The organism is Halobacterium litoreum, from assembly GCF_021233415.1.
Lineage (GTDB): Archaea > Halobacteriota > Halobacteria > Halobacteriales > Halobacteriaceae > Halobacterium > Halobacterium litoreum.
Genome location: NZ_CP089466.1, coordinates 697284 through 720113, shown reverse-complemented (window position 1 = coordinate 720113; position 22830 = coordinate 697284). Strand labels below are relative to the sequence as shown.

The 22830-nt window shown below is 68.7% G+C and carries 27 protein-coding genes; 10 read left to right on the top strand and 17 right to left on the bottom strand.

The window, feature by feature from the left end:
- The first annotated feature begins 411 nt into the window (after nucleotides 1-411).
- Nucleotides 412-930 carry an HAD family hydrolase gene (locus LT972_RS03990; protein WP_232571908.1) on the top strand — a complete coding sequence of 173 codons (519 nt, stop codon included), beginning with the start codon at nucleotides 412-414 and terminating at the stop codon, nucleotides 928-930.
- On the opposite strand, the gene LT972_RS03985 is transcribed toward LT972_RS03990, so the two are convergent.
- The gene (locus LT972_RS03985) at nucleotides 927-1157 is read right to left on the bottom strand and encodes a DUF5822 domain-containing protein (protein WP_232571907.1); all 231 of its coding nucleotides are present in this window, start codon (nucleotides 1155-1157) and stop codon (nucleotides 927-929) included. The genes LT972_RS03990 and LT972_RS03985 overlap by 4 nt on opposite strands.
- A gap of 91 nt (nucleotides 1158-1248) precedes the next feature.
- Here LT972_RS03985 and panB point away from each other — a divergent pair, with 91 nt between their 5' ends.
- On the top strand, nucleotides 1249-2058 hold the full coding sequence (gene panB, locus LT972_RS03980) for a 3-methyl-2-oxobutanoate hydroxymethyltransferase (RefSeq protein ID WP_232571906.1): 810 nt from the start codon (nucleotides 1249-1251) through the stop codon (nucleotides 2056-2058).
- Here panB and LT972_RS03975 read toward each other — a convergent pair.
- Together LT972_RS03975 and LT972_RS03970 are read right to left on the bottom strand one after the other, a co-directional pair.
- Nucleotides 2055-2246, bottom strand: a complete 192-nt coding sequence (locus LT972_RS03975) for a hypothetical protein (protein WP_232571905.1) — start codon at nucleotides 2244-2246, stop codon at nucleotides 2055-2057. The genes panB and LT972_RS03975 overlap by 4 nt on opposite strands.
- Nucleotides 2247-2278: 32 nt before the next feature.
- Nucleotides 2279-3067: an alpha/beta fold hydrolase gene (locus LT972_RS03970; RefSeq protein ID WP_232571904.1), complete on the bottom strand. Its 789-nt coding sequence runs from the start codon at nucleotides 3065-3067 to the stop codon at nucleotides 2279-2281.
- A 142-nt stretch (nucleotides 3068-3209) separates the two neighbouring features.
- On the opposite strand from LT972_RS03970, the gene LT972_RS03965 reads away from it, so the two are divergent.
- The gene (locus tag LT972_RS03965) at nucleotides 3210-3461 is read left to right on the top strand and encodes a DUF7127 family protein (protein ID WP_232571903.1); all 252 of its coding nucleotides are present in this window, start codon (nucleotides 3210-3212) and stop codon (nucleotides 3459-3461) included.
- Complete coding sequence (locus tag LT972_RS03960) at nucleotides 3458-5737, top strand: CDC48 family AAA ATPase (RefSeq protein WP_232571902.1); 2280 nt, start codon at nucleotides 3458-3460, stop codon at nucleotides 5735-5737. Before LT972_RS03965 ends, LT972_RS03960 begins: the two co-directional genes overlap by 4 nt.
- Before the next feature lie 161 nt (nucleotides 5738-5898).
- Here LT972_RS03960 and LT972_RS03955 read toward each other — a convergent pair whose 3' ends face one another.
- The 4 genes from LT972_RS03955 to LT972_RS03940 all read right to left on the bottom strand — a co-directional run bounded on the left by LT972_RS03955 (nucleotide 5899) and on the right by LT972_RS03940 (nucleotide 8990).
- Nucleotides 5899-6318, bottom strand: a complete 420-nt coding sequence (locus LT972_RS03955; protein WP_232571901.1) for a hypothetical protein — start codon at nucleotides 6316-6318, stop codon at nucleotides 5899-5901.
- A complete protein-coding gene (locus LT972_RS03950; protein ID WP_232571900.1) occupies nucleotides 6319-7170 on the bottom strand; it encodes a hypothetical protein in 852 nt (283 codons plus the stop codon).
- Nucleotides 7167-8342 carry a DNA primase small subunit PriS gene (gene priS / locus LT972_RS03945; RefSeq protein ID WP_232571899.1) on the bottom strand — a complete coding sequence of 392 codons (1176 nt, stop codon included), beginning with the start codon at nucleotides 8340-8342 and terminating at the stop codon, nucleotides 7167-7169. Before priS ends, LT972_RS03950 begins: the two co-directional genes overlap by 4 nt.
- Nucleotides 8343-8510: 168 nt before the next feature.
- Nucleotides 8511-8990 (bottom strand): GNAT family N-acetyltransferase, encoded by a 480-nt coding sequence (locus LT972_RS03940; RefSeq protein WP_232571898.1) that lies wholly within the window; start codon nucleotides 8988-8990, stop codon nucleotides 8511-8513.
- A gap of 154 nt (nucleotides 8991-9144) precedes the next feature.
- Here LT972_RS03940 and LT972_RS03935 point away from each other — a divergent pair, with 154 nt between their 5' ends.
- The 3 genes from LT972_RS03935 (at nucleotide 9145) to LT972_RS03925 (ending at nucleotide 11847) form a co-directional block, all read left to right on the top strand.
- Nucleotides 9145-9876, top strand: coding sequence for a DUF502 domain-containing protein (locus LT972_RS03935; protein WP_232571897.1), 732 nt, complete (start codon nucleotides 9145-9147; stop codon nucleotides 9874-9876).
- The gene (locus LT972_RS03930; protein ID WP_232571896.1) at nucleotides 9873-10286 is read left to right on the top strand and encodes an archease; all 414 of its coding nucleotides are present in this window, start codon (nucleotides 9873-9875) and stop codon (nucleotides 10284-10286) included. Before LT972_RS03935 ends, LT972_RS03930 begins: the two co-directional genes overlap by 4 nt.
- Nucleotides 10287-10347: 61 nt before the next feature.
- A complete protein-coding gene (locus LT972_RS03925; protein ID WP_232571895.1) occupies nucleotides 10348-11847 on the top strand; it encodes an RtcB family protein in 1500 nt (499 codons plus the stop codon).
- Here the strand turns inward: LT972_RS03925 and LT972_RS03920 are convergent, their stop codons facing one another.
- The 4 genes from LT972_RS03920 to LT972_RS03905 all read right to left on the bottom strand — a co-directional run bounded on the left by LT972_RS03920 (nucleotide 11848) and on the right by LT972_RS03905 (nucleotide 14753).
- Entirely contained in the window at nucleotides 11848-12288 is a 441-nt protein-coding gene (locus LT972_RS03920) for a hypothetical protein (RefSeq protein WP_232571894.1), read from the bottom strand. It lies immediately after the preceding gene.
- A 61-nt stretch (nucleotides 12289-12349) separates the two neighbouring features.
- Nucleotides 12350-13729 (bottom strand): bifunctional metallophosphatase/5'-nucleotidase, encoded by a 1380-nt coding sequence (locus LT972_RS03915; RefSeq protein ID WP_232571893.1) that lies wholly within the window; start codon nucleotides 13727-13729, stop codon nucleotides 12350-12352.
- Nucleotides 13730-13783: 54 nt separating this feature from the next.
- Entirely contained in the window at nucleotides 13784-14266 is a 483-nt protein-coding gene (locus LT972_RS03910; protein WP_232571892.1) for a hypothetical protein, read from the bottom strand.
- An 82-nt stretch (nucleotides 14267-14348) separates the two neighbouring features.
- The gene (locus LT972_RS03905) at nucleotides 14349-14753 is read right to left on the bottom strand and encodes a DUF5788 family protein (protein WP_232571891.1); all 405 of its coding nucleotides are present in this window, start codon (nucleotides 14751-14753) and stop codon (nucleotides 14349-14351) included.
- A gap of 102 nt (nucleotides 14754-14855) precedes the next feature.
- On the opposite strand from LT972_RS03905, the gene LT972_RS03900 reads away from it, so the two are divergent.
- The gene (locus LT972_RS03900) at nucleotides 14856-15704 is read left to right on the top strand and encodes a winged helix-turn-helix domain-containing protein (RefSeq protein WP_232571890.1); all 849 of its coding nucleotides are present in this window, start codon (nucleotides 14856-14858) and stop codon (nucleotides 15702-15704) included.
- A 36-nt stretch (nucleotides 15705-15740) separates the two neighbouring features.
- Here LT972_RS03900 and LT972_RS03895 read toward each other — a convergent pair whose 3' ends face one another.
- Complete coding sequence (locus LT972_RS03895) at nucleotides 15741-16118, bottom strand: hypothetical protein (protein ID WP_232571889.1); 378 nt, start codon at nucleotides 16116-16118, stop codon at nucleotides 15741-15743.
- Nucleotides 16119-16378: 260 nt separating this feature from the next.
- Between LT972_RS03895 and LT972_RS03890 the strand changes: the two genes are divergently transcribed.
- A complete protein-coding gene (locus LT972_RS03890; protein WP_232571888.1) occupies nucleotides 16379-16618 on the top strand; it encodes a hypothetical protein in 240 nt (79 codons plus the stop codon).
- 44 nt (nucleotides 16619-16662) lie between these two features.
- Here LT972_RS03890 and LT972_RS03885 read toward each other — a convergent pair whose 3' ends face one another.
- Nucleotides 16663-17139: an immunoglobulin-like domain-containing protein gene (locus LT972_RS03885; RefSeq protein ID WP_232571887.1), complete on the bottom strand. Its 477-nt coding sequence runs from the start codon at nucleotides 17137-17139 to the stop codon at nucleotides 16663-16665.
- 405 nt (nucleotides 17140-17544) lie between these two features.
- On the opposite strand from LT972_RS03885, the gene LT972_RS03880 reads away from it, so the two are divergent.
- On the top strand, nucleotides 17545-18396 hold the full coding sequence (locus LT972_RS03880) for a translation initiation factor eIF-2B (RefSeq protein WP_232571886.1): 852 nt from the start codon (nucleotides 17545-17547) through the stop codon (nucleotides 18394-18396).
- On the opposite strand, the gene trmB is transcribed toward LT972_RS03880, so the two are convergent.
- The 4 genes from trmB to LT972_RS03860 all read right to left on the bottom strand — a co-directional run bounded on the left by trmB (nucleotide 18393) and on the right by LT972_RS03860 (nucleotide 22747).
- The gene (trmB, locus tag LT972_RS03875; RefSeq protein WP_232571885.1) at nucleotides 18393-19448 is read right to left on the bottom strand and encodes an HTH-type sugar sensing transcriptional regulator TrmB; all 1056 of its coding nucleotides are present in this window, start codon (nucleotides 19446-19448) and stop codon (nucleotides 18393-18395) included. The two genes, LT972_RS03880 and trmB, sit on opposite strands and share 4 nt — an antisense overlap.
- Nucleotides 19449-19533: 85 nt before the next feature.
- On the bottom strand, nucleotides 19534-20544 hold the full coding sequence (locus LT972_RS03870) for an immunoglobulin-like domain-containing protein (RefSeq protein ID WP_232571884.1): 1011 nt from the start codon (nucleotides 20542-20544) through the stop codon (nucleotides 19534-19536).
- A 54-nt stretch (nucleotides 20545-20598) separates the two neighbouring features.
- Complete coding sequence (locus LT972_RS03865) at nucleotides 20599-21348, bottom strand: proteasome assembly chaperone family protein (protein ID WP_232571883.1); 750 nt, start codon at nucleotides 21346-21348, stop codon at nucleotides 20599-20601.
- 52 nt (nucleotides 21349-21400) lie between these two features.
- The gene (locus tag LT972_RS03860) at nucleotides 21401-22747 is read right to left on the bottom strand and encodes a bifunctional metallophosphatase/5'-nucleotidase (protein WP_232571882.1); all 1347 of its coding nucleotides are present in this window, start codon (nucleotides 22745-22747) and stop codon (nucleotides 21401-21403) included.
- Between the last annotated feature and the right edge of the window lie 83 nt (nucleotides 22748-22830).

Sequence of the window (22830 nt, the reverse complement as noted above, 5' to 3'; positions counted from 1 at the left end):
CAGGGCAGCAGTTAGATTCACAGCGTCTTCGGAGACCACTTCGAAAGCCCCGACAGCCTCGACTCGGGCGCCTCGCTGCGCGCGTCGCTCACTCCGTTCGCGTCCGTGCTTGCGTCGTCGGCCTTCGCCGAGGCTGTCGCCCCTTTCAGTCCACCCGACTACCGGCTGCCGGTCGGCGCGTATCTGCCGGCTGAGTTACCGGTAGCGGGAGGGACTGAAAGCCCCTGCTCGCTCGATTCGGCCCCGACGACGCAAGCACCGAAGCGACCGAAGGGAGCGAGGAGCGCAGCGAGTCGCGGACGGTCGAGCGAGCAGGGGCTTTCGAAAAGTTCCCTGAGAGATAGCCTTCCGAGTCGAAATACCACGCTAGCCACCGAAGTCCATAACACGCCCTCCCGCGAACAGGCGGCCGTGACCGACTACGACGCCGTCGTCTACGACCTCGACGGGACGCTCGTGCGACTGGACGTGGACTGGGACGAGGTCGAACGCGACATCGAGCGCGCGCTCCGCGCGGTGGACGTGGACCCCGACGAGTACGACACGTGGGAGATGCTGGACGCCGCCGAGGGCGCGGGCATCGGTGAGGAGGTACACGAGCTCATCGCCGAGCACGAGCGCGACGGCGCGACGCGCGCGACGCGCCTGCCGACCGCCGACGAACTCGCGGACGCGGACACACCCGTCGCGGTGTGTTCGCTGAACTGCGAGGCGGCGTGTCGCATCGCGCTCGACGAGCACGGCCTCACCGACGCGTTCAGCGTCGTCGCCGGCCGGGACACCGTCCCCGCCCGGAAGCCCGACCCGCGGGCGTTGACGTGGGTGCTGGAGGAACTCGGCGTGCCGCCGGAGCGCACGCTGTTCGTCGGGGACTCCGCTTCGGACGAGGTGACCGCCGAGCGCGCCGGCACGGACTTCCGCTGGGTCTAGGCGTTCCGGCGAGCGTAGCCGTAGGTGGCGACGGCGGTGACGAACCAGACGATGGCGCCGACGCGCACCGCGAACGACGCGCGCGCCGCCCACGACGGCAGTTCGTAGAACATCGACAGCGCGGCGACGACGGGCGCGCCGACCGCGATGGTGAGAACGAACGTCGTCTGCATCACCCACCCGAAGTCCACGCCGTCCGGGTCGGTCGTCTCCTCTAACTCCGGCACGCGACGACCGAGGCGTGCCGGCGGCTTAACTTCCCCGCTGTGTGCCGCCGGTTCGGGTACGTTTAACACCGAGTCTCTCCGACCACGAGACATGCCGACCGTCAACACCGTCCGCGAACACGGCGACGAGCCAGTCACGATGCTCACCGCGTACGACGCGCCGACCGCGAAGGTCGTCGACGAGGCGGGCGTCGACCTGATTCTCGTCGGCGACAGCGTGGGGAACGCCGCCCTCGGCTACGAGGACACGCTCCCCGTCACTGTCGACGAGATAGCGTCCACCACGGGCGCCGTCGCGCGCGCCACCGAGGACGCCGTCGTCGTCGCGGACATGCCGTTCCTGAGTTTCGGCGCGGACCTCGCGGAGAGCGTCCAGAACTGCGGACGAATGTTGAAAGAGGAGGACGCCGACGCCGTGAAACTGGAGTGTGGCCCGCACACCGTCGAACTCACGGAGCGCCTGACCGACCTCGGGATTCCCGTGATGGCCCACCTCGGCCTGACCCCCCAACACGTCAACCAACTCGGCGGGATGTTCCGGCAGGGCACCGAACAGGAAGCAGCCGAGCGGATGCTCGACCTCGCCCGAGAACACGAGGCGGCGGGCGCGTTCTCGCTCGTCCTCGAACACGTCCCCGCGAACGTGGCCGGTGACATCACCGACGCCCTCGACATCCCGACCATCGGCATCGGCGCCGGCCCGGACACCGACGGCCAAGTGCTGGTCGTCTCCGACGTGCTCGGCATCTCCGAGAACAGTCCGCCGTTCTCGAAGCAGTTCGGCGACGTGCGCTCGGAGATGGAGCGCGCAATCGGCGACTACGTGAACGCGGTCGAGTCCGGCGACTTCCCGGCCGAGGAGCACAGCCACGTCGAGGAGGACGTGGACGACCTCTACTAGTCCTGTTCTTCGAGCGCCGTCGCGATGCGCTCGACGCCGCGAACGAGCCGCCAGAACAGGTAGAAGAACGCGACCGCCAGCGCCGGTCCGAGGAACAACAGCGGCTGGTGGAGGACGAGCAGCGAGTACGCGAGTGACGCGACGAGGGCCGCGGCGATGATAGCTTTCGCGATGTATTCGGAGTCCATCGGGCGTGGTTCCGCGAACGGACCCACGGGGTTTAGGTTTTTATTTCAGAGAGGAAGTCAGTGAGTTTGCCGTTGAATCGGTCCGGCGCTTCGAGCATCGAGAGGTGGGCGGCGTCGTCGACGGTCGTCCACCCACCGTCCTGCACGTGTTCTGCAACGTACTCGTGGAACGACGGGGGCGTGAGGCGGTCGTGTTCGCCGGTCAGCGCGAACACCGGGCAGCCGAGTTCGTCGAGTCGGTCGCGGACGTCGAACGTATGACAGGACACGAAGTCGCGTTCGACCGTCTCGCGCCCGCACTCGCGCATCGCGGTCTTCGAGAACGCGAGTTCGCGGTCGCTGGGGTCGTGGAAGAGCATGTTTTCGCCGTGGAGGAACTCGACCGCGCGCTCGAAGCCACCGTTCTCGCCCGCCAGCCAGTCCCGCAGGTCGTCGAACACGGAGAGTTTCGCGCCGGACCCGGCGAGCGCGACGGCGTCGAGGTCGGCGCCGTGGTCGAGGACGGCGGTGAGGACGACGGCGCCGCCGAGGCTGTTCCCGACGAGGACGCCCGCGTCCACCTCGTCCGCGACGGCGAGGACGTCTCGTGCGTACGCGTCCAGCGCGTCCGGGCCGGCGTCCGCGTCGGTGTCCTCGCTCTCGCCGTGCCCCGAGAGGTCGACGGCGGCGACGGGGCGCTCGCCGGCGAGGCGGCCGAGTTGTGACTTCCAGACCGCGTGCGTGCCACCGCTGCCGTGGACGCAGAGCATCGGTGTGCCGTCGCCGCCGCGGTCGGTGACGCGGTAGGCGGTGTCGCGACCGTCGTGGGTGACCGTCTCCATGTTCCCGGCGAGGGCGACCAGCGCCAAAACACCTACGTCGGTGTGAACCGCAATTCTACTCGTACGGTGGTAGACCGCTACCGTCCCCGAAAACTGCACGACAACTTTATAAAGTCTGGACGATTACTTCACGTTAGTTAAGATGAGCCTCAACGCATTCACCGACGAGACCGACGCGCTGGCTCGCCGCTACGACTACGACGACGGGAGCGTGCTCGTCGCGGACCTCGGCGTCGGCGACGACGACGCCTCGGTCGACGTGGTCGACGGCACGGTCATCCTCGTCCTCGAACGGGACGGAACGACCTCGCAACACGAACTCGACGCGCCCGAGGGCACCGTAGCGAAAGCCCTTATCAACAACGGCGTCGTCACCGTCGAGGTGGAACGATGAAACTCACGGTCAAGCCGCTCAAGCAGAAGGACGCCGGCCGCGGATTGGCCGCCGTGGACCGCGCGTCCATGGAAGAACTCGGCCTCGAGAACGGCGACTACGTCGTCGTCGAAGGGAAAGGCGACCAGGGACGAGCCGTCGCGCGCGTCTGGCCGGGCTACCCCGAGGACGAGGGCGAGGGCATCGTCCGCATCGACGGGCGCCTCCGGCAGGAGGCCGACGTCGGCATCGACGACAAGGTGACCGTCGAACCCGCGGACATCAAGCCCGCGACCACGGTCACCGTCGCGCTCCCGCAGAACCTCCGCGTGCGCGGCGACATCACGCCGATGGTCCGGGACCGCCTCAACGGCCGCCCCGTCACCGCCGGCCAGACCATCCCCATCTCCTTCGGCTTCGGCGGGATGAGCACGGTCTCCGGCCAGCAGATTCCCGTGAAAATCGCGGAGACGGAGCCCGAGGGCACGGTCGTCGTGAGCAACGACACCGACATCCAGGTCTCCGAGCGCCCCGCCGAGGAAATCGCGCCCGGCGCGGGCGCGGGCGGCGAGGGCGGCGACGGCACGCCGAACGTCGCCTACGAGGACATCGGCGGCCTCGACCGCGAACTCGAACAGGTCCGTGAGATGATCGAACTCCCGATGCGTCACCCCGAGTTGTTCCAGCAACTCGGCATCGAACCGCCGAAGGGCGTGCTCCTGCACGGCCCGCCCGGCACCGGGAAGACGCTCATCGCGAAGGCCGTCGCCAACGAGATCGACGCGAACTTCCAGACCATCTCGGGCCCCGAAATCATGTCCAAGTACTACGGGGAGTCCGAGGAGCAACTCCGCGAGGTCTTCGACGAGGCCGAGGAGAACGCGCCCGCCATCGTCTTCATCGACGAACTCGACTCCATCGCGCCCAAGCGCGGCGAGACCCAGGGCGACGTGGAGCGCCGCGTCGTCGCGCAACTGCTCAGCCTCATGGACGGCCTCGAAGAGCGCGGCGACGTGACGGTCATCGCCGCCACCAACCGCGTGGACGCAATCGACCCCGCGCTCCGCCGTGGCGGCCGGTTCGACCGCGAGATCGAAATCGGCGTCCCCGACCAGGACGGCCGCAAGGAGATTCTCCAAGTCCACACGCGCGGGATGCCCCTCGCCGACGAGGTGGACCTCGACTCGTTCGCGGAGAACACCCACGGCTTCGTCGGCGCCGACATCGAGAGCCTCGCGAAGGAAGCCGCGATGAACGCGCTCCGGCGCGTCCGCCCCGAAATCGACCTCGAAGCCGACGAAATCGACGCCGAACTCCTCGAATCCATCCGCGTCACGGAACGCGACTTCAAGGAGGCGCTGAAGGGCATCGAGCCGTCGGCGCTCCGCGAGGTGTTCGTGGAAGTCCCCGACACCACGTGGGACCAGGTCGGCGGCCTCGAAGACACCAAAGAGCGCCTCCGCGAGACCATCCAGTGGCCCCTCGACTACCCCGAGGTGTTCGAGTCGATGGACCTCCAGTCCGCGAAGGGCGTGCTCCTCTACGGCCCGCCGGGCACCGGGAAGACGCTGCTCGCGAAGGCCGTCGCCAACGAGGCCAACTCCAACTTCATCTCGGTGAAGGGCCCCGAACTCCTCAACAAGTACGTCGGGGAGTCCGAGAAGGGCGTCCGCGAGGTGTTCGAGAAGGCGCGCGCGAACGCCCCGACGGTGGTGTTCTTCGACGAAATCGACTCCATCGCGGGCGAACGCGGCCGCGGCATGAGCGACTCCGGCGTCGGCGAACGCGTCGTCAGCCAACTGCTCACCGAACTCGACGGCATCGAGGAACTGGAGGACGTCGTGGTCGTCGCCACCACGAACCGCCCGGACCTCATCGACAACGCGCTCCTGCGCCCGGGCCGCCTCGACCGGCACGTCCACGTCCCCGTCCCCGACGAGGCCGCGCGCCGCGCCATCCTCGACGTCCACACCCGCAGCAAACCGCTCGCCGACGACGTCGACCTCGACGACATCGCCGCGCGCACCGACGGCTTCGTCGGCGCGGACGTCGAAGCGCTCGTGCGCGAAGCCACGATGAACGCCACCCGCGAGTTCATCAACTCCGTCGACCCCGAGGAAGCCACGGAATCCGTCGGGAACGTCCGCGTCACCATGGCGCACTTCGAGGACGCCCTCGACGAAGTCACCCCGAGCGTCGACGAACAGGTCCGCGAAGAGTACGAGCAAATCGAAGAACGCTTCGAGAAAGCCGAAGCCCCCGAGGAAGAGGACCGCACCCCCGGGGCGTTCCAATAGTACCTTTTTGCTGCGCTCGCGGCCTTCGGCCGCTTGCTGGCAAAAAGCTACGCTAAAAAACCGTCCTCCTTCCCGTCGCGCGCCAGAGGCGCGCGGTGGTCAGTCGTCGGCCCGCTCACTCGCTTCGCTCGTTCGCGGTGAGTGATCTAGCCCCAACAATCTCACTCCGAAAGCTCTAGTTTGTCCTCGATTTCTTCTTTCCACTCCGTATTCCGTTCATGGTCATCGGCGTAGACCGTGTTCGATAATCCCATGAGCTTTCGCGCGGCAATGTCTATCGAATCCCGAGACGGCAAGCCCGCGACGTATCGCGCTACTCGGTATTTGGGCACTTGATTCGACGCCGCGCGTAGCTGTGCGGCGTCGGTACGAAGCGCCTCCGATGCCTCATCAAGCTTCGCTTGGCCGTGATTTTCTGGACCCGGACTCGTGATTACGCGTGCGTAGTACTGTAGGTCGGCATCGGTCTGGCTAATCACGTTCTTGACCTCGGACAGTGGCTCAAAGTAGAACCAGACGACGGTCGACGAGACGAGTCCGAGTGCGAAGCTCGCAATCGGGATCAACAGCCCGAGGGCCATTCAGTCCAGTTTCTCGGCGGCGTCCTTCTCGACGAGCGGCGCGGCGTTTTCCTCCGGGAGCGTCACGATGTCCTCGGCTTCGAGCGTGTACGGGCGCTCGTCCACGCCGAAAATCTCGCCCACGTCGTCGACCATCCGCACCGTCGTCCGTGACACGTCCTCGTCTGCGCTGGTGTCTCCCTCGGCGTCCGCCGTCCCGTCGTCGCCGTCCTCGTCCTGCACGCGAGCGAGGTCCTCCGCGATTGCGTCCGGCGGTTCCTCCGGCGGCTCGCCGGCGGGCGCGTCCGGCTCGGACGCGTCCGCCGACCCCCCGACGTCGTTCGCCGGGTCGCCGCCACCCATCGCGGCCGCGGCCGACGATTCCGAGGACTCGGATTCGGTCGACGGCGACGAGTCGAAGTCGGGCGTCGGGTCGGGCGAGCCAGTCGGTTCGAGGTTCGCGTCTTCGTCGTGGCTGGACTCGGCGTCCCCCGAGATGACATCAAGGACGTGTGCCTTGTTCGCCTCGATGCGCGCCACGAGGTCCGAATAGAGGTCGCGTTCCTCGGCAGTGAGGCCGTTCTCGTCGTCGGGCATCCCCGCCGCCGCGAGACTCGCCTGCTTGACGAGTTTGCCCATCCGGCGCTCGTAGATTGCTTCGGTGACCTGCTCGGCGGTCTCGATTTTGTCCGTGAGTTCCTGCACCTCGGGGTCGCCAAAGGGGTCGTCGGCGGCCGCGGCAGCGTCCTCGCGGCGCTCCTTGAGGTCCGCGATGTACTCCGCGACGTCCGCGTAGAAGGAGTCCCGGAGGTCCTGGAGGCCGTCGGTCGCGCGCTCGCGGGTCTGTGCCGCGCGGAGGTCTTCGAGGTTCATTCTTTGGCTTTCTCGGCGGTGCCGCGGGCCATCAGGAAGACGCCCGCGTACTCTGGAACCGACACGACGCCCGGTTCCACCGTAAGCGTTTCCCCCATGAGTTCGAGCGTTCGCTCGTCCTGTACGTCCACGGTGATGTCGTGACCGACGAACGTCTCGGGGACGGCGTCGACCAGCGGGTCGAAGTCGTCCAGTTGCTCGCGCGTGAGCCGGCGCACGCGCAGGCCGCTGCCGCCGTGGAGCGTCCCCGGCAGGCGGATGAGGCGGTTCGTGTCCGTCGTCACGGGTTCGTCGATGGGCGCGTTCTCGGCCTCGACGGTCTCAGCGACGTACTTGCGGGCGACTTTGAGGAACGCCGGATGGACGTCCACGTTCCCGGCCCTCACTGCCTCCGTGTTGTTCTGGACGACGTTGTAGATGGCGCGCGCGGACTTCTCGCCGACGCCGTCCATGTCCGCGAGTTCGGCGACGGCGTCGTCCTCGTCGCGCTCGAGCAGGTCGTCGGCGAACTCGCCGAGGCGATTCGTGACGCGCCGCCCCCAACCGCCGTCCGCGGGGAGCGTGCGCTTCTCGGTCGGGTTCTTCAGGCCGCGCCCGTCGACGACTTCCTCCCGGATGAGGGAGTCGAGGTCGAGTTCGTTCCCGCGCACGTAGTCCACGATTTCCCGTCGCTGCTCGCGCTCGAGGTCGTGGACCCCGTCGTCGCGGACGTGAACGTGGTAGCCGCGGCCGCCCGAGAACGTCACCGTCAAATCCTCGAAGCCGAAGTCCGTCTCGAGGAAGTCCAGCAGGCGGTAGAGCGCGTCCTTGCACTTCGCCAGCATTTGGGCGTAGGAGTCCTCGCCGAGCGTCACGCGCGGCAGGTGGTCGGCGTCCAGGTCGAAGACCAAATCGGAGCCGAGCCACTCCTTCTCGCCCATCGTGGACGCGCCCGGCTGCTCGTAGAACCCCGCCGAGAAGTAGACGTGGCGGGGGCGTTCGCGTTCGAGGAACGCCGCGGTGTTCCCGAGGTCGAGCGTGGACTTGTGCCGGACCATCGTCGTGTCCGGCCCGCTCGTCCACGGGATGTACCCCCACTCGCGGTCGTCCGCCCGCGGCGGGAGCGTCACGTCCGCCCGGCGATAGAAGTCGCCGAACCGACCCCGTAGGTACGCTCGCGTTCGTTCCTCCATACCGGACACGGATACGGCGACCCGTGGTAAAGGCGTGTCGTCTTTCGCGGAGCCACCCAGTCACACACCGGGCGGACTGACAGGGGCGGCCGTCTCGGCGACGGCGCGGGACGCAAGCACTGCAACGAGCGAAGCGAGTGAAGCGCTAGCCGGCGGGAAATTCGAACATTACCGACCGCGCAGCAACTCAGAGATGCGGTCGCGGATGCGGTCGTGGTCACCGAGGCGGAGGTAGTACGCGCCGGCGCCGTCCTCGTAGTAGTTCTCGATCTCGCGCTCGACGGTGAACCCGAGGTGTCGGTAGAACGCGATGGCGTTCTCGTTGGTCTCGCGGGCGTGACACGACGCCTTGCCCGCCTCGGAGGCGACGGAGGCGACGAGGCGCTCGCCGTACCCCTGCCCGCGGTACTCGGGGTCGACGGCGAGAAAGAGGATGTAGCCGTCCGAGCGCGCGGCCGCGAACCCGACGAGGTCGTCGCCGTCGACGAAGCAGTGGACCGACGCGCGTCGGTAGGCGTTCGCGAAGAACCCGCGGCGCTGCTTGAGGAGCCCCTCTCGCTCCCGGATGCGCTCTTTCAGGTCCCACGCGTCTTCGAGGTACTCCGGGTCTCCCGGAGGGACGACGCGCTCGTCCACCGTGACGCTCACTGGAGGGAGTAGCAGGCCGGTGAATATAATTCCACCGTCGCCCTCCGGGGGTCGGCGCGTCCCGGCCCTGCCGTAATACTTTCACGGGTGGTGGCCCTGTGCGGAGACGATGGTGTCAGACGAGGGGTCAGACAGCCCGTCGGGTCGAGCGCGGATGCAGCGGGCGCGCGAATCGATGTACGACCGAATCCGGGAGGCGACGCTCACCGGGGTGGCCGTGGTCGTGCCGATTCTCGTCACGCTGTACGTGCTCAGCGTCGCGGTGGGCGTCGTCACCGACCTGCTCGACCCGCTGGTGGTGCTCCTCGAGGAACTCGGCGTGGCGCCGAACGCGTCCGAACTCATCGTCGACGTGGTGGGCGTCGGCGTCATCTTCGCGGTAACCGTCGTCGTCGGGTTCGCGGCGTCCTTCCAGTCCGGCGAGCAGGTCCTGGAGTACTTCGACAAGGCGCTCGAACGAATTCCGGGCGTGGGAGCCGTCTACAAGAGTTTCCGGCAGATGAGCGACGTGATGTTGGAGAGCGACGCGGACAACTTCCAGTCCGTGAAACTCGTGGAGTTCCCCCACCAGGACGCGTACACGCTCGGGTTCTCGACGACTGAGACGCCGGACCCGATTACGACGGCGGCGGGCCACGAGGACATGCAGACGCTGTTCCTGCCGCTCGCCCCGAACCCCGTGATGGGCGGCCACCTCACGCACGTCCCGAAAGACCGCGTGATGGACGTGGACATGACCGTCGAGGAGGGGATGCGCACCGTCGTCACGATGGGCGTCGCCATCTCCGGCGGCGGCGGTGACGCCGACGGTCTCTCCCAGCAGCGCCTCGAACAGTTGAGCGGCCAGGACATGGCGGAATCCAAGACCAGAGAGGACTCGCCGTGAGTTTCGAACTGCGCGACCACACCGCCGACGTCGCCGTGGAAGCGACCGCCGACAGTCTCGGCGCCGCGTTCGCGGCGGTCGCGGACGGGATGGCGGCGGCGATGTGCGACGAGATTCCCGGCTCGGGCGAGCGCTTCGAGTTCACCGAGCGCGCCGAGAACCGCGAGGCCCTGCTGTACGATTACCTCGACCGCCTCATCTACGAGCGCGACGTGCGCGGCGTCCTCCCAGTGGCGAACGATGCGACCGTCCGCGAGGCGGACGGCGAGTGGGTAATCGAGGCGTCGGCCCGCGGCGTGCCCCTCGACGAGGTGGACGCCCGCGACCTGAAGGCGGTGACGTACTCAGAGATGGACCTCTCCGAGCGGGCGGACGGGACGTGGCACGCGTACGTCGTCTTCGACGTGTGAGCGACGCGTCGGGCGCCGGGTAGACGAAACGTATTCCCACGCGCCCCGCCGACGTTCACGCATGACCACGTTCGACGCCGACGGCCTCACGCTCCACGAGGTCGAGGCGAACGTCTGGGAGTTGGAGCGCGACGACGGGATGGACGTCCCGGCGCGCGTGTTCGCGAACGAGGACCTCCTCGAACACATCAAGGACGACCGCACGCTCTCGCAACTCCGGAACGTCGCGTGCATGCCGGGCGCCGTCGCGCCCGCGCTCTGCATGCCCGACGGCCACCAGGGGTACGGTTTCCCGGTGGGCGGCGTCGCGGCGTTCGACGCCGAGGACGGCTGTATCTCGCCGGGCGGCGTCGGCTTCGACATCAACTGCGGCGTCCGGATGGTGAAGACGAATCTGACCTACGAGGACGTGCGGGGCCGCGAGGAGGAACTCGTGGAGGCGCTGTTCGACGCCGTGCCCTGCGGTCTCGGCGGCGGCGGCGTCCACGACGGCAACCACACCGACTTGGAGAAGGCGCTGGAACGCGGCGTCGACTGGTGTCTGGAGGAGGGGTACGCGGTGCGCGAGGACCTCGAGCACTGCGAGGACGAGGGGATGCGTCCGGACGCCGACCCGGACGCCGTCTCGAAGAAGGCCAAGGACCGCGGCGCCAGCCAGATGGGGTCGCTGGGGTCGGGCAACCACTTCCTCGAAATCCAGCGCGTCACCGACGTCTACGACGACGAGACGGCCGACGCGTTCGGTCTCGCTGAGGACCAACTCGTCGTCCTGATTCACTGCGGCTCGCGGGGCCTCGGCCACCAGGTCTGCTCGGACTACCTCCGGCGCATCGAGCAGGAACACCCCGAGTTCCTCGAGGAACTCCCGGACAAGGACCTCGCCGCTGCGCCCGCCGGCTCCGAGGTCGCCGAGGACTACTACGGCGCGATGTGCGCCGCCATCAACTTCGCGTGGGTGAACCGCCAACTCATCACGCACGCGGTCCGGGAGACGTTCGCGGACGTGTTCGACGCGTCGTGGCAGGACTTGGAGATGGACCTGCTGTACGACGTGGCGCACAACATCGCGAAACGCGAGACTCACGATGTGTACGTCACTGAAGACGGCTACAGCCTCGACGGCGACGGCGGGCGAGTGGAGCGCGACCTCTACGTTCACCGCAAGGGCGCGACGCGCGCGTTCCCCGCCGGCCACCCCGAGGTCCCGAAGGCGTACCGCGACGTGGGTCAGCCGGTCATCATCCCCGGCAGCATGGGAGCCGGGAGTTACGTCTTGAAGGGCGGCGACGGCTCGCTCGACCGCTCGTTCGGTTCCACTGCGCACGGCGCGGGCCGGCTGATGAGTCGCACGCAGGCGAAAGACGAGTACTGGGGCGGCGACGTGGCCGACGACCTGCGCGAGCAGAACGAAATCTACGTCAAGGCGGCCTCAGGCTCCACCATCGCGGAGGAGGCCCCCGGCGTCTACAAGGACGTGGACGAGGTCGTCGGCGTCTCCGACGACCTCGGCATCGGCGACCTCGTGGTGCGCACGTTCCCCGTCTGCAACGTCAAGGGGTAGTCACTCGCCGCCACCGTCGCACTCGTGACTCGTCGACGCCGGCTCGATGTCGGCGTCGTCGGTGACGCGGAACGTCAACACCTTGCAGGTGTGGTCGTGGACACGGGGGTCGACCGTCGTCTGGGCGTCCCCGTCGAGTAGGCGCACGCCGACCGCCCAGATGGCCTCCTCGGCGGGGAACGCCGGCGGTTCGATGGTCGCGGCGCCGCCGTCCTCGCCGGCGGGCGCGAGGTCGTAGGAAGTCCAGTGTTCGACGGTTCCGTCGACCTCGACGTGGAGTGCGACGCGGTGGGCGGTGTCGTCGTGGTTCCGGAGGCCGACGCGCTCGACGACCGGCCGGTCGGGTGGATTCCCGTCCGACCCCGTGCAGCCTGCGAGACTGACGAGCGCGGCGGTCGTGCCGGCAGTCGCTCCGAGGAAGCGGCGGCGAGTGGAGGGCATCGGGCCGCTGTTCGTCGTGGTTCCCGAAAAGTATTGGGGGATTGTACAGTTGGGTCGGCGCTCAGTGCAGCGTGGGCGTCTCGAGGTACGGCCGCTGGATGCGGCCCTCCACGTCGGTGTTCACACCGGCCTCGCGAGCGTACGCCACGAGCGCATCGCGGAGCGGCACAGCGGTCCGCACCACGTCGTCGGGACCGACGGCGCGCACGATGTGGTCGGTCTCGACGTGGTAATCCGAGAGCGCAACTTCGTACGTATCGTCGGGGTGAATCGGGTCGCCGCCGACCGACGCCTCCACGACCGCGTGGTCGCGGTCGTCGTAGACGAGTTCGATGCCGGAGACTTGCCCGAACCACCACGCGGGCACGTCCTCGTCGGGGTGGCGCGCGGCAAAGGAGAGGTCTCGGAGCGCGTCGAGGAGCGTCGCGCCGTCCACCTCGGCGACGGCGACCTCGTCGTCGAACGGGCAGAGGCCGTGGATTTCGCCGGCGGTCACCTCGCCCTCTAGGGGGTCGTCCTCGCGGATGCCGCCGAAGACGAACGCGGCGTCGGCGGCGCCCGCCGCGCGCATCGCGTCCGTGACGAAGTTCCCGACCGGGCTCTCGCCGCCCTTCCGGTCGCGCTCGGTGCGCGTCACCGGCTCTTCGACCGTCGCCACGACCGCCGAGAGCCCGGTTCTGTCCTTGCGCTCGCGGAGCGCGTCCGCGACCGACTCGTCCACGGGGAAATCGGCGGTGTCGTGCTGTGTCGCAGTCACTTCGTCGCCGAGGCGCACCGCCAGCAGGCCGTGCCCGCAGGCGCCGGGGCGCGCGACGAGCGTGCTGTCCACGCGAGCGAGGTGTTCGTCGTGCTCGTGCCCGCCGAGAATCGCGTCCGCGTCCACCTCGGTCGCGAGTTCGTCGTCCCTATCGCCGCAGTGCGAGACGACGACCACGTGGTCCGCGCCCGCGTCCCGGAGGTCGCTCGCAGCGTCGTTGACGGCCGTCGCCGGGTCGCGCACGTCCAGCGCGTCAGCCTTCGGGTTCATCTCGGGTGTCGCCTCGTTCGCCACGCCGACGAACCCGACCGTCTCACCGCCGGCGTCGACGAGCACGCTCGGCGTGGTGTGCTCGGCGGCGAAGCGCTCGCCGTCGAGGTAGGCGTTCGCGTTCAGCCACGCGCCCGGGAATTCGCGGGCGGCGCGCCGCGCGGCGTCGAACCCGTGGTCGAAGTCGTGGTTCCCGAAGGTGTCGACGTCGGGGTCGACCGCGTCGTAGAAGTCCTGTGCCTGCGCGCCGTCACAGGCCAGCGAGAGCACGCCCGGCGCGGTGTTGTCGCCGCTCCCGGTGACGACCGTCGAGTCGTCGCGGAGTTCGCCGATGGCGCCGGCGAGTCGACCGGCGCGCTCGGGCGTGTCGTGGGCGTTCTCCACGTCCGAGTAGTGGAGGATGCGGACAGTCATAGAGCGGTGTACCGCCACCCGCCCCCTAAGCGTTCTGTGAAGGAATCTGGAGCGTCAGCCCTCGGTCGTTGTCGAGACGGCGTCGCACTCGTGGGTGGCGACGTACGTGATTTCGACGTCGTCTGCCTGCACGTTCACGCCGAGCGCGAGACACGACTCCGCCGTCGTCTCGCTCGTGAACAGCGTCGAGTACGTCTGGTCCGTCCCGCGGACACGCGCCCTGACGCGCCACTCGCCGCGCTCCCGCGGGAACGCCGGCGGTTCGAACGTCGCGCCCTGCACGCTCTGTCCCGACCCCTCGGTCTCCACGCCGTCGACGGCCACGTCCCGCCAGAACACGACTTCGCCGTCGAGTTCCAGTTGCAGGTCCAGGGACACGTCGTCGGCCCGCGAGTTGCTGACGCGGACGCGGTCGAGTCGCGGCTGGTCGCTGCCGCCACCGCCGCCGCTCGACCCCGACCCCGTCGAACAGCCGGCGAGTCCCGCGAGCGCGGCGACGCCGGCGCCGACCGCCTCGCGTCGCGTGAGTGAGTCCATGCCCGACGGCGAGGGCGGGCGGCGAGTAAAACGTGTGGGTTTCGTCGGCGGGTCGCCGCCAGTTCCGCCGGACCGAGCGCCCTCAGAGCGAGGTGTCGGCCAGCGCGAGCAGTTCCCTCGCGTCGTCCAGTCGCTTCTGTCTGAGTTCCTCCCCGATGTCGGGGTCGTTCAATCCCGCCAAGGCGTTCAGCGCGCGGTCGATGCCGTGGACGCTCGCTGCGAGTTCTTCTGCTGTCTCGCGGGAGATATCGTCGTCCCTGATTCGGCGCTTGCGCCGGAGGCGTTCGCGCCGGAGCGTCGACTGCACCGACTCGATTTCCTCGCGCCGGTCGGTCGGCACGGCGTCGAGGCGCTTGCACTCGAAGACGAACGCCTTCAGGTCGATGGTGGTGTCGCCGACCGACAGTTCGTCGGGAATCGACTCGCCGATGCTGTTCGACGGCCGCTCGACGCGGTCCAGCAGTCGCTGGCGCTCTCGTTCGTCCATACTCGTCGCGTGGCGCGGGCCGGAGTTAGCCGTTCTGAGCAACGCGTTACACTAATTGATTTGACACGGAGGTTTAGGTGGGGCGCGCCGTAGTCCCCGAGAATGGGCGACGACGCGTCGACGGACGTGTTCGAGTTGGTCTCGCACGCGACTCGCGCCGACATCCTGCGCGCGCTCGCCGACTTCCACCGGGACGCGGGCGTAGACGCGAGGCTGGCGTACAACGACCTCCGGAGGCGCGTCGGCGAGCGCGACAGCGGGAACTTCACCTACCACCTCGACCGCCTCGGCGGCCTCGTGGAGCGCGGCGACGGCGGCTACCGGCTCTCCCGCGTGGGGATGCGCGTGGTATCGACCCTCCGGTCGGGGTTCCTCGACGCCGACTGGACGTGGGGTCCGGTGGACGCGCCCGGAGACTGCTGGACCTGCGGCGACGACCTCCGCCTGCGCTACGAGGCGGGCGCGCTCCACGTGACCTGTGGCGACGACGACCACGCGCTGGCGCTGTACGTCCCGCCGAGTTTCCTCCGGTCACAGCCCCGGGACGCCGTCGCCGAGCGCGCCGCGTTCCTCGAAAACCGCTGGGGGTCGCTGACTCGGGAGGGCGTCTGCTCGGAGTGCTCGGGGCGCGTCGAGGGCGGCCTCCGACTGTGGGACGGCGACCCCGAGCATTGGGTTTACCACGGCGACTGCCACCACTGCGGGTTCCAGCACGTGCTACCCGTCGGGCTGTTCCTGCTCGGCCACCCCGACGTGCTGGCCTTCCACTTCGACCACGGCGTCGACGTGCGAACGGTGCCGTTCTGGACGCTGGACTTCTGTGAGCCCGGCACCGAGACCGTAGTGTCGACCGACCCGCTCCGAGTGCGCGTCGACGTCGAAGCCGGCGACGAGACGCTGTCGCTGACCGTCGACAGCGACGGCGACGTAATCGACGCGGAGCGCGCCTGAGGGACCGACAGCGGCGAGCCCGACGCCGCGCGAGCGCTACCGGGAGAACCCCGGTCCACTCGGCCCGCGCGGCCCGCCCGGCCCCATCCCTTCGGCGAGTCGAACGTGTTCGGACTCGGGCGACCCCGACACCTCTTCGCCGTCCTCGAAGCGCACGAAGTTCAGGAAAAACGGCTCGCCACACCCCGGCGCGTCGTCGCGTTCCGTATCGGGCGGATGCGACCACGACGCGTCGCCCTCGCCGCAGACCAACTTCACGCCGTCCCACTCGTCGGCCTCGTAGTCGTCGCTCGCGCTCGCGTACGACCACCCCTCCAGCGGGAACGGCGTCACGGACTTGTCGGCGAGACGGGCGTCGCGGTCCAGTTCGGCGACGGCGCCACACCGCGGACAGTAGTACGACACGTCGACCATACACTGAGTACGGGGCCGAGGGGTAAAGCGGGTCGGGCCGCGGCAGGCGACCCGAGCGCGCGTCGGCGCCGGGCCCACAAGACATTTCTTCAGTTGGACTGTTCCTCCGCTCGATGAAAGGGCGGCGTGCGTTCCTCCGGGCTTCGTGTGGCGCGCTGGCGGTCGCGTCCGCGGGGTGTCTGAACCGCGGTTCGTCCGGGTGCAGCGACCGTCAGTCGATTCGCCTGTCGACGCGGCCGGCAGACACAGCGCCGTCCGAGGTGTCCAACAAAGTCGTCGTCGGCGACTTGCCGGCCGCCCAGCGAGACATCGCGCTCGACGCGATACGCTCGGGGAACGTCAAGAAGTGCCCGTCTGACGGAGAACTCCCCCCAGCGGCGTACTCGCTCGCGAACCGACTCGGCGACGCCGCCCACGATATGGAAGTCTACCTCCAGCGCGACGACGACCTCTACGCTGTCGAAGTGAGCACCACGGACCAGCAGATAGCGTGGTACTGACCCACGCTGAACTGCCTACCCCTCTCGGAGTACCGGAGCTCGCCTCAGGGCGCTTCGACGGTGAACTCGACTGTCACCGTTTCCTCGAGCCCCCAGAAGGCGAACCGGTACGTGCCGGATTCGATCGATGAGCAGACGTAGTACGTGGGGTTGTGTCCGTTCTGTCGCTCCAGTCCGTTCCGGTCGAAGGTGAACTGCCACTCGTAGCCGCCGCCTGGGGGTACGAGTATAGCCAAGTCCGTCCAGAGTGACCCGGGAGTGTGATAGATGCCCGTCCACTCGTCTCCGTTCCGCCGCTGGATGCCGTACTTGTATATCTCGCCGATGCCCGTCCGCTCGTCGCCGACGTTCGTGAGCGTGAACGTACTCTCCTCGCCGACGATGACAGTGTCCTTCGACGCGGCCAGTTCGAAGCCATTCGACTGCGATGGGGTCGTTCCGTCCGGCCCGTCGACAACGGTGAGGTCGTCGCTCCCGCAGTCGACAGCCTCGTCGGGGGGTTCTCTCGGGAGCGTCTCCATCTCGGGTTCGGCAGTCGTCTGCGTCTCGGTCGTCGACTCGGTGGTTCGCTGTGTCGACGTGCTGGTAGACACGGTCGTACCTGTGGTCGTCGTCGGGTCGGAGGCGGACGACGAGAGACACCCCGACAGCGACGCAGCGCCTGCGAGACCGAGGAGGACGCGGCGACGTTTCACATCCGAGTCTGTCGTGACAGAAGTAAGTACTTTCTGCCGGACGTAGCCCCGAACCAATTTAGCACCCGACCGGCCGGAATCATTCCGTCACCACTCCACACCCGGTAGCCTGGCGGACTGTAAGGGCGACCGAGCGAGCGCCGCGAGGCGGCGCTCGCGAGGGAGGGCTTCCGAGTGGCTTACGTGGCTTACTCCGGAAAGCATATGGCTGGACCCGAGGATGCGTCTACCATGATAGACGAGACTGCCGAGGAGATTCGCGAGATGCGGACGCACTCCTCCTCGGTCGTCGCCGTGAAAGCCGCTCGCGCGCTCCGGGACCTCCTCGACAACGACTACCCGACCGTCGAGGAGTACGTGCGGGGGCTCGAACGGAACAGCAACGCGTTGCGTCGGGCGAACGCGTCGCACGCGTCGCTCGTGACGACGCAACGGGAAATCGTGGAGGCGGTGCGGGACGCGGAGCCGGCGTCGGTGGCGGAGGCCAAGGAACTCACGGCGGCGGCCATCGACAGCGTGGTGGAGACCGTCGAGAACGCGAAGCACGCGGCGGCCGAGGCGACGGCCGAGCGCATCGAGGACGGGCAGACGCTGCTCACGCACGACTACTCGTCGACCGTACTGGAGGCCTTGGAGTTGGCGGCGCGGGACGGCAAGCACCTCGACGTGTTCGTGACGGAGGCGCGACCGCGACATCTCGGTCGGAAGACGGCGCGGACGCTCGCGGAAATCGACCGCATCTCGCCGACGCTGGTGGTGGACGGCGCGTCGGGCTACTACCTCGGTGACTGCGACCGCGTCCTGCTGGGGATGGACTGCATCGTCGAGGACACGTACTACAATCGCGTGGGGACGTACCCGATTGCGGCGACCGCGGCGGACGTCGGGACGCCGGTGACGGTGGCGGGGTCGAGCGCGAAACTCGTAGCGGAGGGGTTCCGGTTCGAGAACGACTTCCGCGACCCGAGCGAGGTCATCCGCGAGCCGCCGGAGGGCTTCGAGGTGAAGAATCCGGCGTACGACGCGACGCCGACGCGGTTGCTCGACTCGGTCGTGACCGACGAGGGCGTTCGGGAGTACTAGGCCTGCGGCGGCGCGTCGCGGGCGACCGTGATTTCGTGGGCTTCGACGTCCTCGTAGGCGGCGACGCGGCCGCCGACTTCGACGGGGCCGCTGTCCGTTTCGACGACGAGCGTCGCGACCTCTTCGTTGGCCTCTAAGCGCGTCTCGGCGACGCGCCCGCGGTCGGTACGGGGTTCGCCCGTGAGCACGTCGCGACCGCGGACGGTGGCGTACACGTCGCCGTCGATGGTCGCGAGGTCTTTCACGCAGCGCCGGATGGAGGCGTACGTCCGCGGGAGGGAGACGGCGCCGTTCGGGTCGTGGAGGACGCGGTTCGCGGTCGACCAGATGACGGTGCCGAAGAAGCCGGAGACGAGGAAGCCGAGCGCGGAGCGATTGAAGATGACGCCGTACTTCTCGGGGTCGTCCCGGACCGCGCCCTGCGTGGCGTAGACGGAGTACTGGCCGTCGGCGACGGCGACGACGGGCGTGGTGATGCCGCGGCGGCCGCGCGCGGTGGTGGCGACGGCGCCGTAGTCGAAGCGCTCGGGGTCGGGAGCGTCAGCGGAGGGCGTCACCACGAGGTCGACGCTGACGCCGCGGTCTTTCGCGGCGGCGAGGTCGTCGGCGAAGCGTTCGAGGAGGCTCGGCGTGAGCGAGCACACCAACTCGAACTCGGCGTCCGCGATGACTTCGCCGAAGTACCGGACGATGGTCGACCGAGATTTCACGAGGGAGACGGCTTCCGTGTCGCGGGCTGGCGCCGTGTACTCGTCTTCGAGTGCAGCCACCATCTCCGCGAAGTCCGACTGGAGGCCCTCGAAGGCGCTCTCGGGGTCGAGCGCGACGACCTTCATCGGTCTGGATTCGCGGAGTTCCACGAGGCCGCGGTCGCCGAGGCTTCGGACCGTGTCGTACACCCGCGGCTGGGGGATGTCCGTGCGGTCGGCTATCTCGCTGGCGGTCAGTTCGCCGTGCTGGAGCACGGTGAGGTACGCCTCGATTTCGTACTCGCCGAGGTCGAACCCCGCGCCGACTCGTTCGACCGTCTCGCGGAGGTTCTCGTCGCTCATACCGCCATCCACGGCGACCCCGGTCTTTTAGCCTGCGGTCGGCGGTTCGGCTCACGACCCGGCGCCGGCGGGGGCCTCGCCGCGGTCACGCCGGGCGTTCGCTGCTGATTCGGTAGCGCTCGCCCTCGTACTCGACGAAGTAGCCCTCGTCGACGCCGAACGGCGGATGCGTGCCGTTCGGTGCTTCGAGGCGCACGGTGTCGACGCCGTCCTCGAAGAACGGAATGGTGTTCCGGTAGCCGGACTGGTCGCCGAATCCGGGGTCGGGGCGCAACAGTTGCTCGGTGATGCGCTCTCGGACCGGCGTCTCGGCCTGCGGTTCCACGCGCTCCACGACGAACGCCGACATCGGTTCGTCCTCGGTGGGTTCCTCGCCCGTGGTGACGGTGACCGTCGCGCCGTCCCGAGAGGCAGTGACGCCGTCGGTCGGCGTCAGTTCCACGGGGTCGCCGTTCAGTTCGAACTCGGCGCAGAAACCGACCGGGACGCTCTCGCCATCCTCGGGGCTGAACGAGCCGTGGGTGGTGAACGCGTACGTGCCGCCGCCGAGGCCGGCGAGCGCGATGTCGTCCATTCCCCCGGACCCGGGGTCCACCGGGTCGCCGTTGTCGACGGCGAACGACCACTCGTGGGATTCGCCCGCGGGGAGGCTGTGGAGCGGCTGGGGCCAGAACTGCGGCGCGACGCGGAACCACCGGCCGTCCACGCGCTTGGAGAGTTTCCAGCCGTAGAAGTTCGTCATGAACCGGTAGTCGGTGTCGTTGGCGAGCACGAACGTCGTCTCGTCGGCGGGCAAGTCGAGGGTGTCGTCGTCGAGCGACAGGGAGAGCGGCGAATCGGGGTGTTCGCCGTGGACGACGACCCGGCCGTCGTCGGTGTCCGCGACGGGGCAGTCCACGTCCGACGCGGGCGCCCCGAGCGTGCGGAGTTCGTCGGGGAGCGTCGCCGTGGTCGTCGCGTCTGTCGTCTGCGTCGTCCGGTCGGTGGTCTGGGTGGTCCGTTGCGTCGTCTGCGTGTCGTCGGGCGTCGACCCCGAGGAAGTACAGCCCGCGACCGCGAGCGACGCGAGCGTCCCGAGGAGGGCGCGGCGCTTCATGCGCGAACTGAGAGCGCCCCGGGTAAGTGCTTCGTGGGGAGTGAAACCGCGATTTCACATGTACATCCGGTCGTCCGCGCGGTCCTCCTCGGCGAGCGCCTCGATGCGCTCGCTGAGGTTCTCGTAGTGTTCGGCGACCTCCTCGGCGAACGCTTCGAGGGGGCCGGTGTCCACGTCGATGCCGTACACGTCGCTGACCGAGTCGACGAGCCGAATCGCGGCCTCCACGTCCGGAATCTGGGGGTGGACCGGCGTGGTGTAGACGCACGCCCGGAGGTCGGAGTCGATGCCGCGCCCGAGCAGGTCGGCGTTCACGCCGTCGAGGAAGCCGTTGCCCATCGGGGGCACGTCGCTGTCCGCGAGGCGGGCGTCCCGGTAGTCCTCAGTCGCGATGTAGAACGTGCGGTGGTCGTCGGGGCCGTGGGCGACCGGGACGCCGGAGAGGACGGCGACCTCGGCCACGCCGTTCTCGTCGAGCCACTCGGCGAGCGCGTCGGTGAACAGTTCGGCGACCGGCAGCGGGATGAACAGTTCGCCGACGAGCACGGTCACGTCGAGGTCGTCGCGGGAGAAAAAGCGGGTGTGGTGGCGCGGGATGCCGTTCTCGAAGGGCGTAATCGCGGGGAGGCTGTCGACGGCGACGTGGCCGGTCTGTTCGAGTTCGAGGTGGTCGACGAGGTAGTCGGCGGCCGTGAGGCCGGCGAGCCCGAACTGCGAGAAGCCACACAAAAGCGCCTCGCTGGGCTCCGCGTCGTGCGTGAAGTGGAAGTCGGGGTTCCGTCGCTCGGGGAAGTTGTCGGCCATAGTAACAGAGACGGCGACGACCACCGTATACGTTAGCCCCGGTCGCCGGCGCTCAGTCGTCGGCGTGGAGGCGCACGCGCCCCTCGAGTTCCGGGTCGATGCCGCGCTGGCGGGCGTACGACGCGAGCACCTCGTGTTGGACGTCCAGTCGGGCGACGCGGTGTTCCTCGTCGAGGGCGGGGAACTCGTCGTCCGAGTAGAACAGGTAGTCCGTGGTGGCGAGCGTGTACGTCGCCTCCGGGTCGACGTGTTCGCCGGCGACGCGCGCGGCCGCGAGTTCCGAGGACGCCTCGTCCCACGCCAAGTGAGCGCCGGAGACGTGGGCGTGCCACCAGTCGGGTTCGGCGAACCCGAGGGAGCCGCCGCGCGCGCCCCGGAACACGTCGAGCAGTTCCTCGCCCGTGAGTTCCGCGACGGAGACCGGTTCCTCGAAGGGGACGACGCTCACGAGGTCGGCGACGGTCACGTCGCCCGCGAGTTCGGGGCCGTCGCGGACGCCGCCGGAGTTCTGGAGGCCCACGTCCGCCTCCGCGGCCCACCGGTAGGCGTCGGCGACGAAGTTCCCGATGCGGGACTCGCCGCGGAACAGCGTCGACTCGGTGCGTTCGAGAGGGTCCTCTACGTGCCCGACCACGTCGTTCAGCCCGGTGTTGTCCATGCGCTCGCGGAGGCCGGCTTCGACGCCGCCGTGGACGGGTGCGTCGGCGACGACGCGGCGAGTCACGTCGCCGGCTTCGAGGTCCACCTCCAGCACGACTTCGCCGCCCGACCCCGGCCGGGTGAGGAGCGTGCCGTCGATTCGCTCGATTCGCTCGGAGGCGATGTGCCCGCCGAGGACGGCGTCCACGTCGGTCGCGGCCGCGAGTTCCTCGTCGCCGCGCCCGAGGTGGGAGAGCGCGACCACGTAGTCGGCGCCCGCGTCACGGAGTTCCCGCTCCGCCTCGCGGGTCGCGCTCACGGGGTCGGTGACAGTGAGGTCGCTCGCCATCGGGTTCAGCGCCGGGGTCGCGTCGTCGAGCACGCCGAGGAAACCGACGCGGACGCCGTCGCGCTCGACAATCGTCCACGGGTCGACGCCGGCGACCCGGTCGCCGTCCCGGTAGACGTTCGCGGACACCCACGTCTGCGGGGACTCCGCGACGATTTCGGCGGTGGTGTCGGCGCCGTAGTCGAAGTCGTGGTTGCCGAACGTCGCCACGTCCGGGTCGACGGCGTCGTAGAGGTCGAGGGCCTGCCGGCTCTCGGTGACCAGCGAGAGCACGCCCGGCGCGGTGTTGTCGCCGCTCCCCGCGGCGATGGCGTCCCCGCGGTCGGCGAGCAGGCCGGCGAGACGACCCGCCTGCTCGGGCGAGTCGTAGACGTTCTCCAGATCAGAGTAGTGGAGGATACGGACAGCCATACAACAGTTCGGAGGGGCGCAGCGTGGAATAGCGCTTCGGTGCCGGAGAGGAGGCGTTAAATGCGGGCGTCGGCTACTGCCCG

Excerpts from the sequence above, each read along its gene's own strand:
- LT972_RS03965 (WP_232571903.1), top strand. The coding sequence starts at position 3,210 with ATGAGCCTCAACGCATTCACCGACGAGACCGACGCGCTGGCTCGCCGC.
- trmB (WP_232571885.1), bottom strand. The coding sequence starts at position 19,448 with ATGAGCGACGAGAACCTCCGCGAGACGGTCGAACGAGTCGGCGCGGGG.
- LT972_RS03955 (WP_232571901.1), bottom strand. The coding sequence starts at position 6,318 with ATGGCCCTCGGGCTGTTGATCCCGATTGCGAGCTTCGCACTCGGACTC.
- LT972_RS03960 (WP_232571902.1), top strand. The coding sequence starts at position 3,458 with ATGAAACTCACGGTCAAGCCGCTCAAGCAGAAGGACGCCGGCCGCGGA.
- LT972_RS03895 (WP_232571889.1), bottom strand. The coding sequence starts at position 16,118 with ATGGTCGACGTGTCGTACTACTGTCCGCGGTGTGGCGCCGTCGCCGAA.
- LT972_RS03905 (WP_232571891.1), bottom strand. The coding sequence starts at position 14,753 with ATGGACGAACGAGAGCGCCAGCGACTGCTGGACCGCGTCGAGCGGCCG.
- LT972_RS03925 (WP_232571895.1), top strand. The coding sequence starts at position 10,348 with ATGACCACGTTCGACGCCGACGGCCTCACGCTCCACGAGGTCGAGGCG.
- LT972_RS03920 (WP_232571894.1), bottom strand. The coding sequence starts at position 12,288 with ATGCCCTCCACTCGCCGCCGCTTCCTCGGAGCGACTGCCGGCACGACC.
- LT972_RS03915 (WP_232571893.1), bottom strand. The coding sequence starts at position 13,729 with ATGACTGTCCGCATCCTCCACTACTCGGACGTGGAGAACGCCCACGAC.
- LT972_RS03880 (WP_232571886.1), top strand. The coding sequence starts at position 17,545 with ATGATAGACGAGACTGCCGAGGAGATTCGCGAGATGCGGACGCACTCC.
- LT972_RS03935 (WP_232571897.1), top strand. The coding sequence starts at position 9,145 with ATGCAGCGGGCGCGCGAATCGATGTACGACCGAATCCGGGAGGCGACG.
- LT972_RS03885 (WP_232571887.1), bottom strand. The coding sequence starts at position 17,139 with ATGGAGACGCTCCCGAGAGAACCCCCCGACGAGGCTGTCGACTGCGGG.
- LT972_RS03870 (WP_232571884.1), bottom strand. The coding sequence starts at position 20,544 with ATGAAGCGCCGCGCCCTCCTCGGGACGCTCGCGTCGCTCGCGGTCGCG.
- panB (WP_232571906.1), top strand. The coding sequence starts at position 1,249 with ATGCCGACCGTCAACACCGTCCGCGAACACGGCGACGAGCCAGTCACG.
- LT972_RS03975 (WP_232571905.1), bottom strand. The coding sequence starts at position 2,246 with ATGGACTCCGAATACATCGCGAAAGCTATCATCGCCGCGGCCCTCGTC.
- LT972_RS03900 (WP_232571890.1), top strand. The coding sequence starts at position 14,856 with ATGGGCGACGACGCGTCGACGGACGTGTTCGAGTTGGTCTCGCACGCG.
- LT972_RS03970 (WP_232571904.1), bottom strand. The coding sequence starts at position 3,067 with ATGGAGACGGTCACCCACGACGGTCGCGACACCGCCTACCGCGTCACC.
- LT972_RS03860 (WP_232571882.1), bottom strand. The coding sequence starts at position 22,747 with ATGGCTGTCCGTATCCTCCACTACTCTGATCTGGAGAACGTCTACGAC.
- LT972_RS03865 (WP_232571883.1), bottom strand. The coding sequence starts at position 21,348 with ATGGCCGACAACTTCCCCGAGCGACGGAACCCCGACTTCCACTTCACG.
- LT972_RS03950 (WP_232571900.1), bottom strand. The coding sequence starts at position 7,170 with ATGAACCTCGAAGACCTCCGCGCGGCACAGACCCGCGAGCGCGCGACC.
- priS (WP_232571899.1), bottom strand. The coding sequence starts at position 8,342 with ATGGAGGAACGAACGCGAGCGTACCTACGGGGTCGGTTCGGCGACTTC.
- LT972_RS03910 (WP_232571892.1), bottom strand. The coding sequence starts at position 14,266 with ATGGACTCACTCACGCGACGCGAGGCGGTCGGCGCCGGCGTCGCCGCG.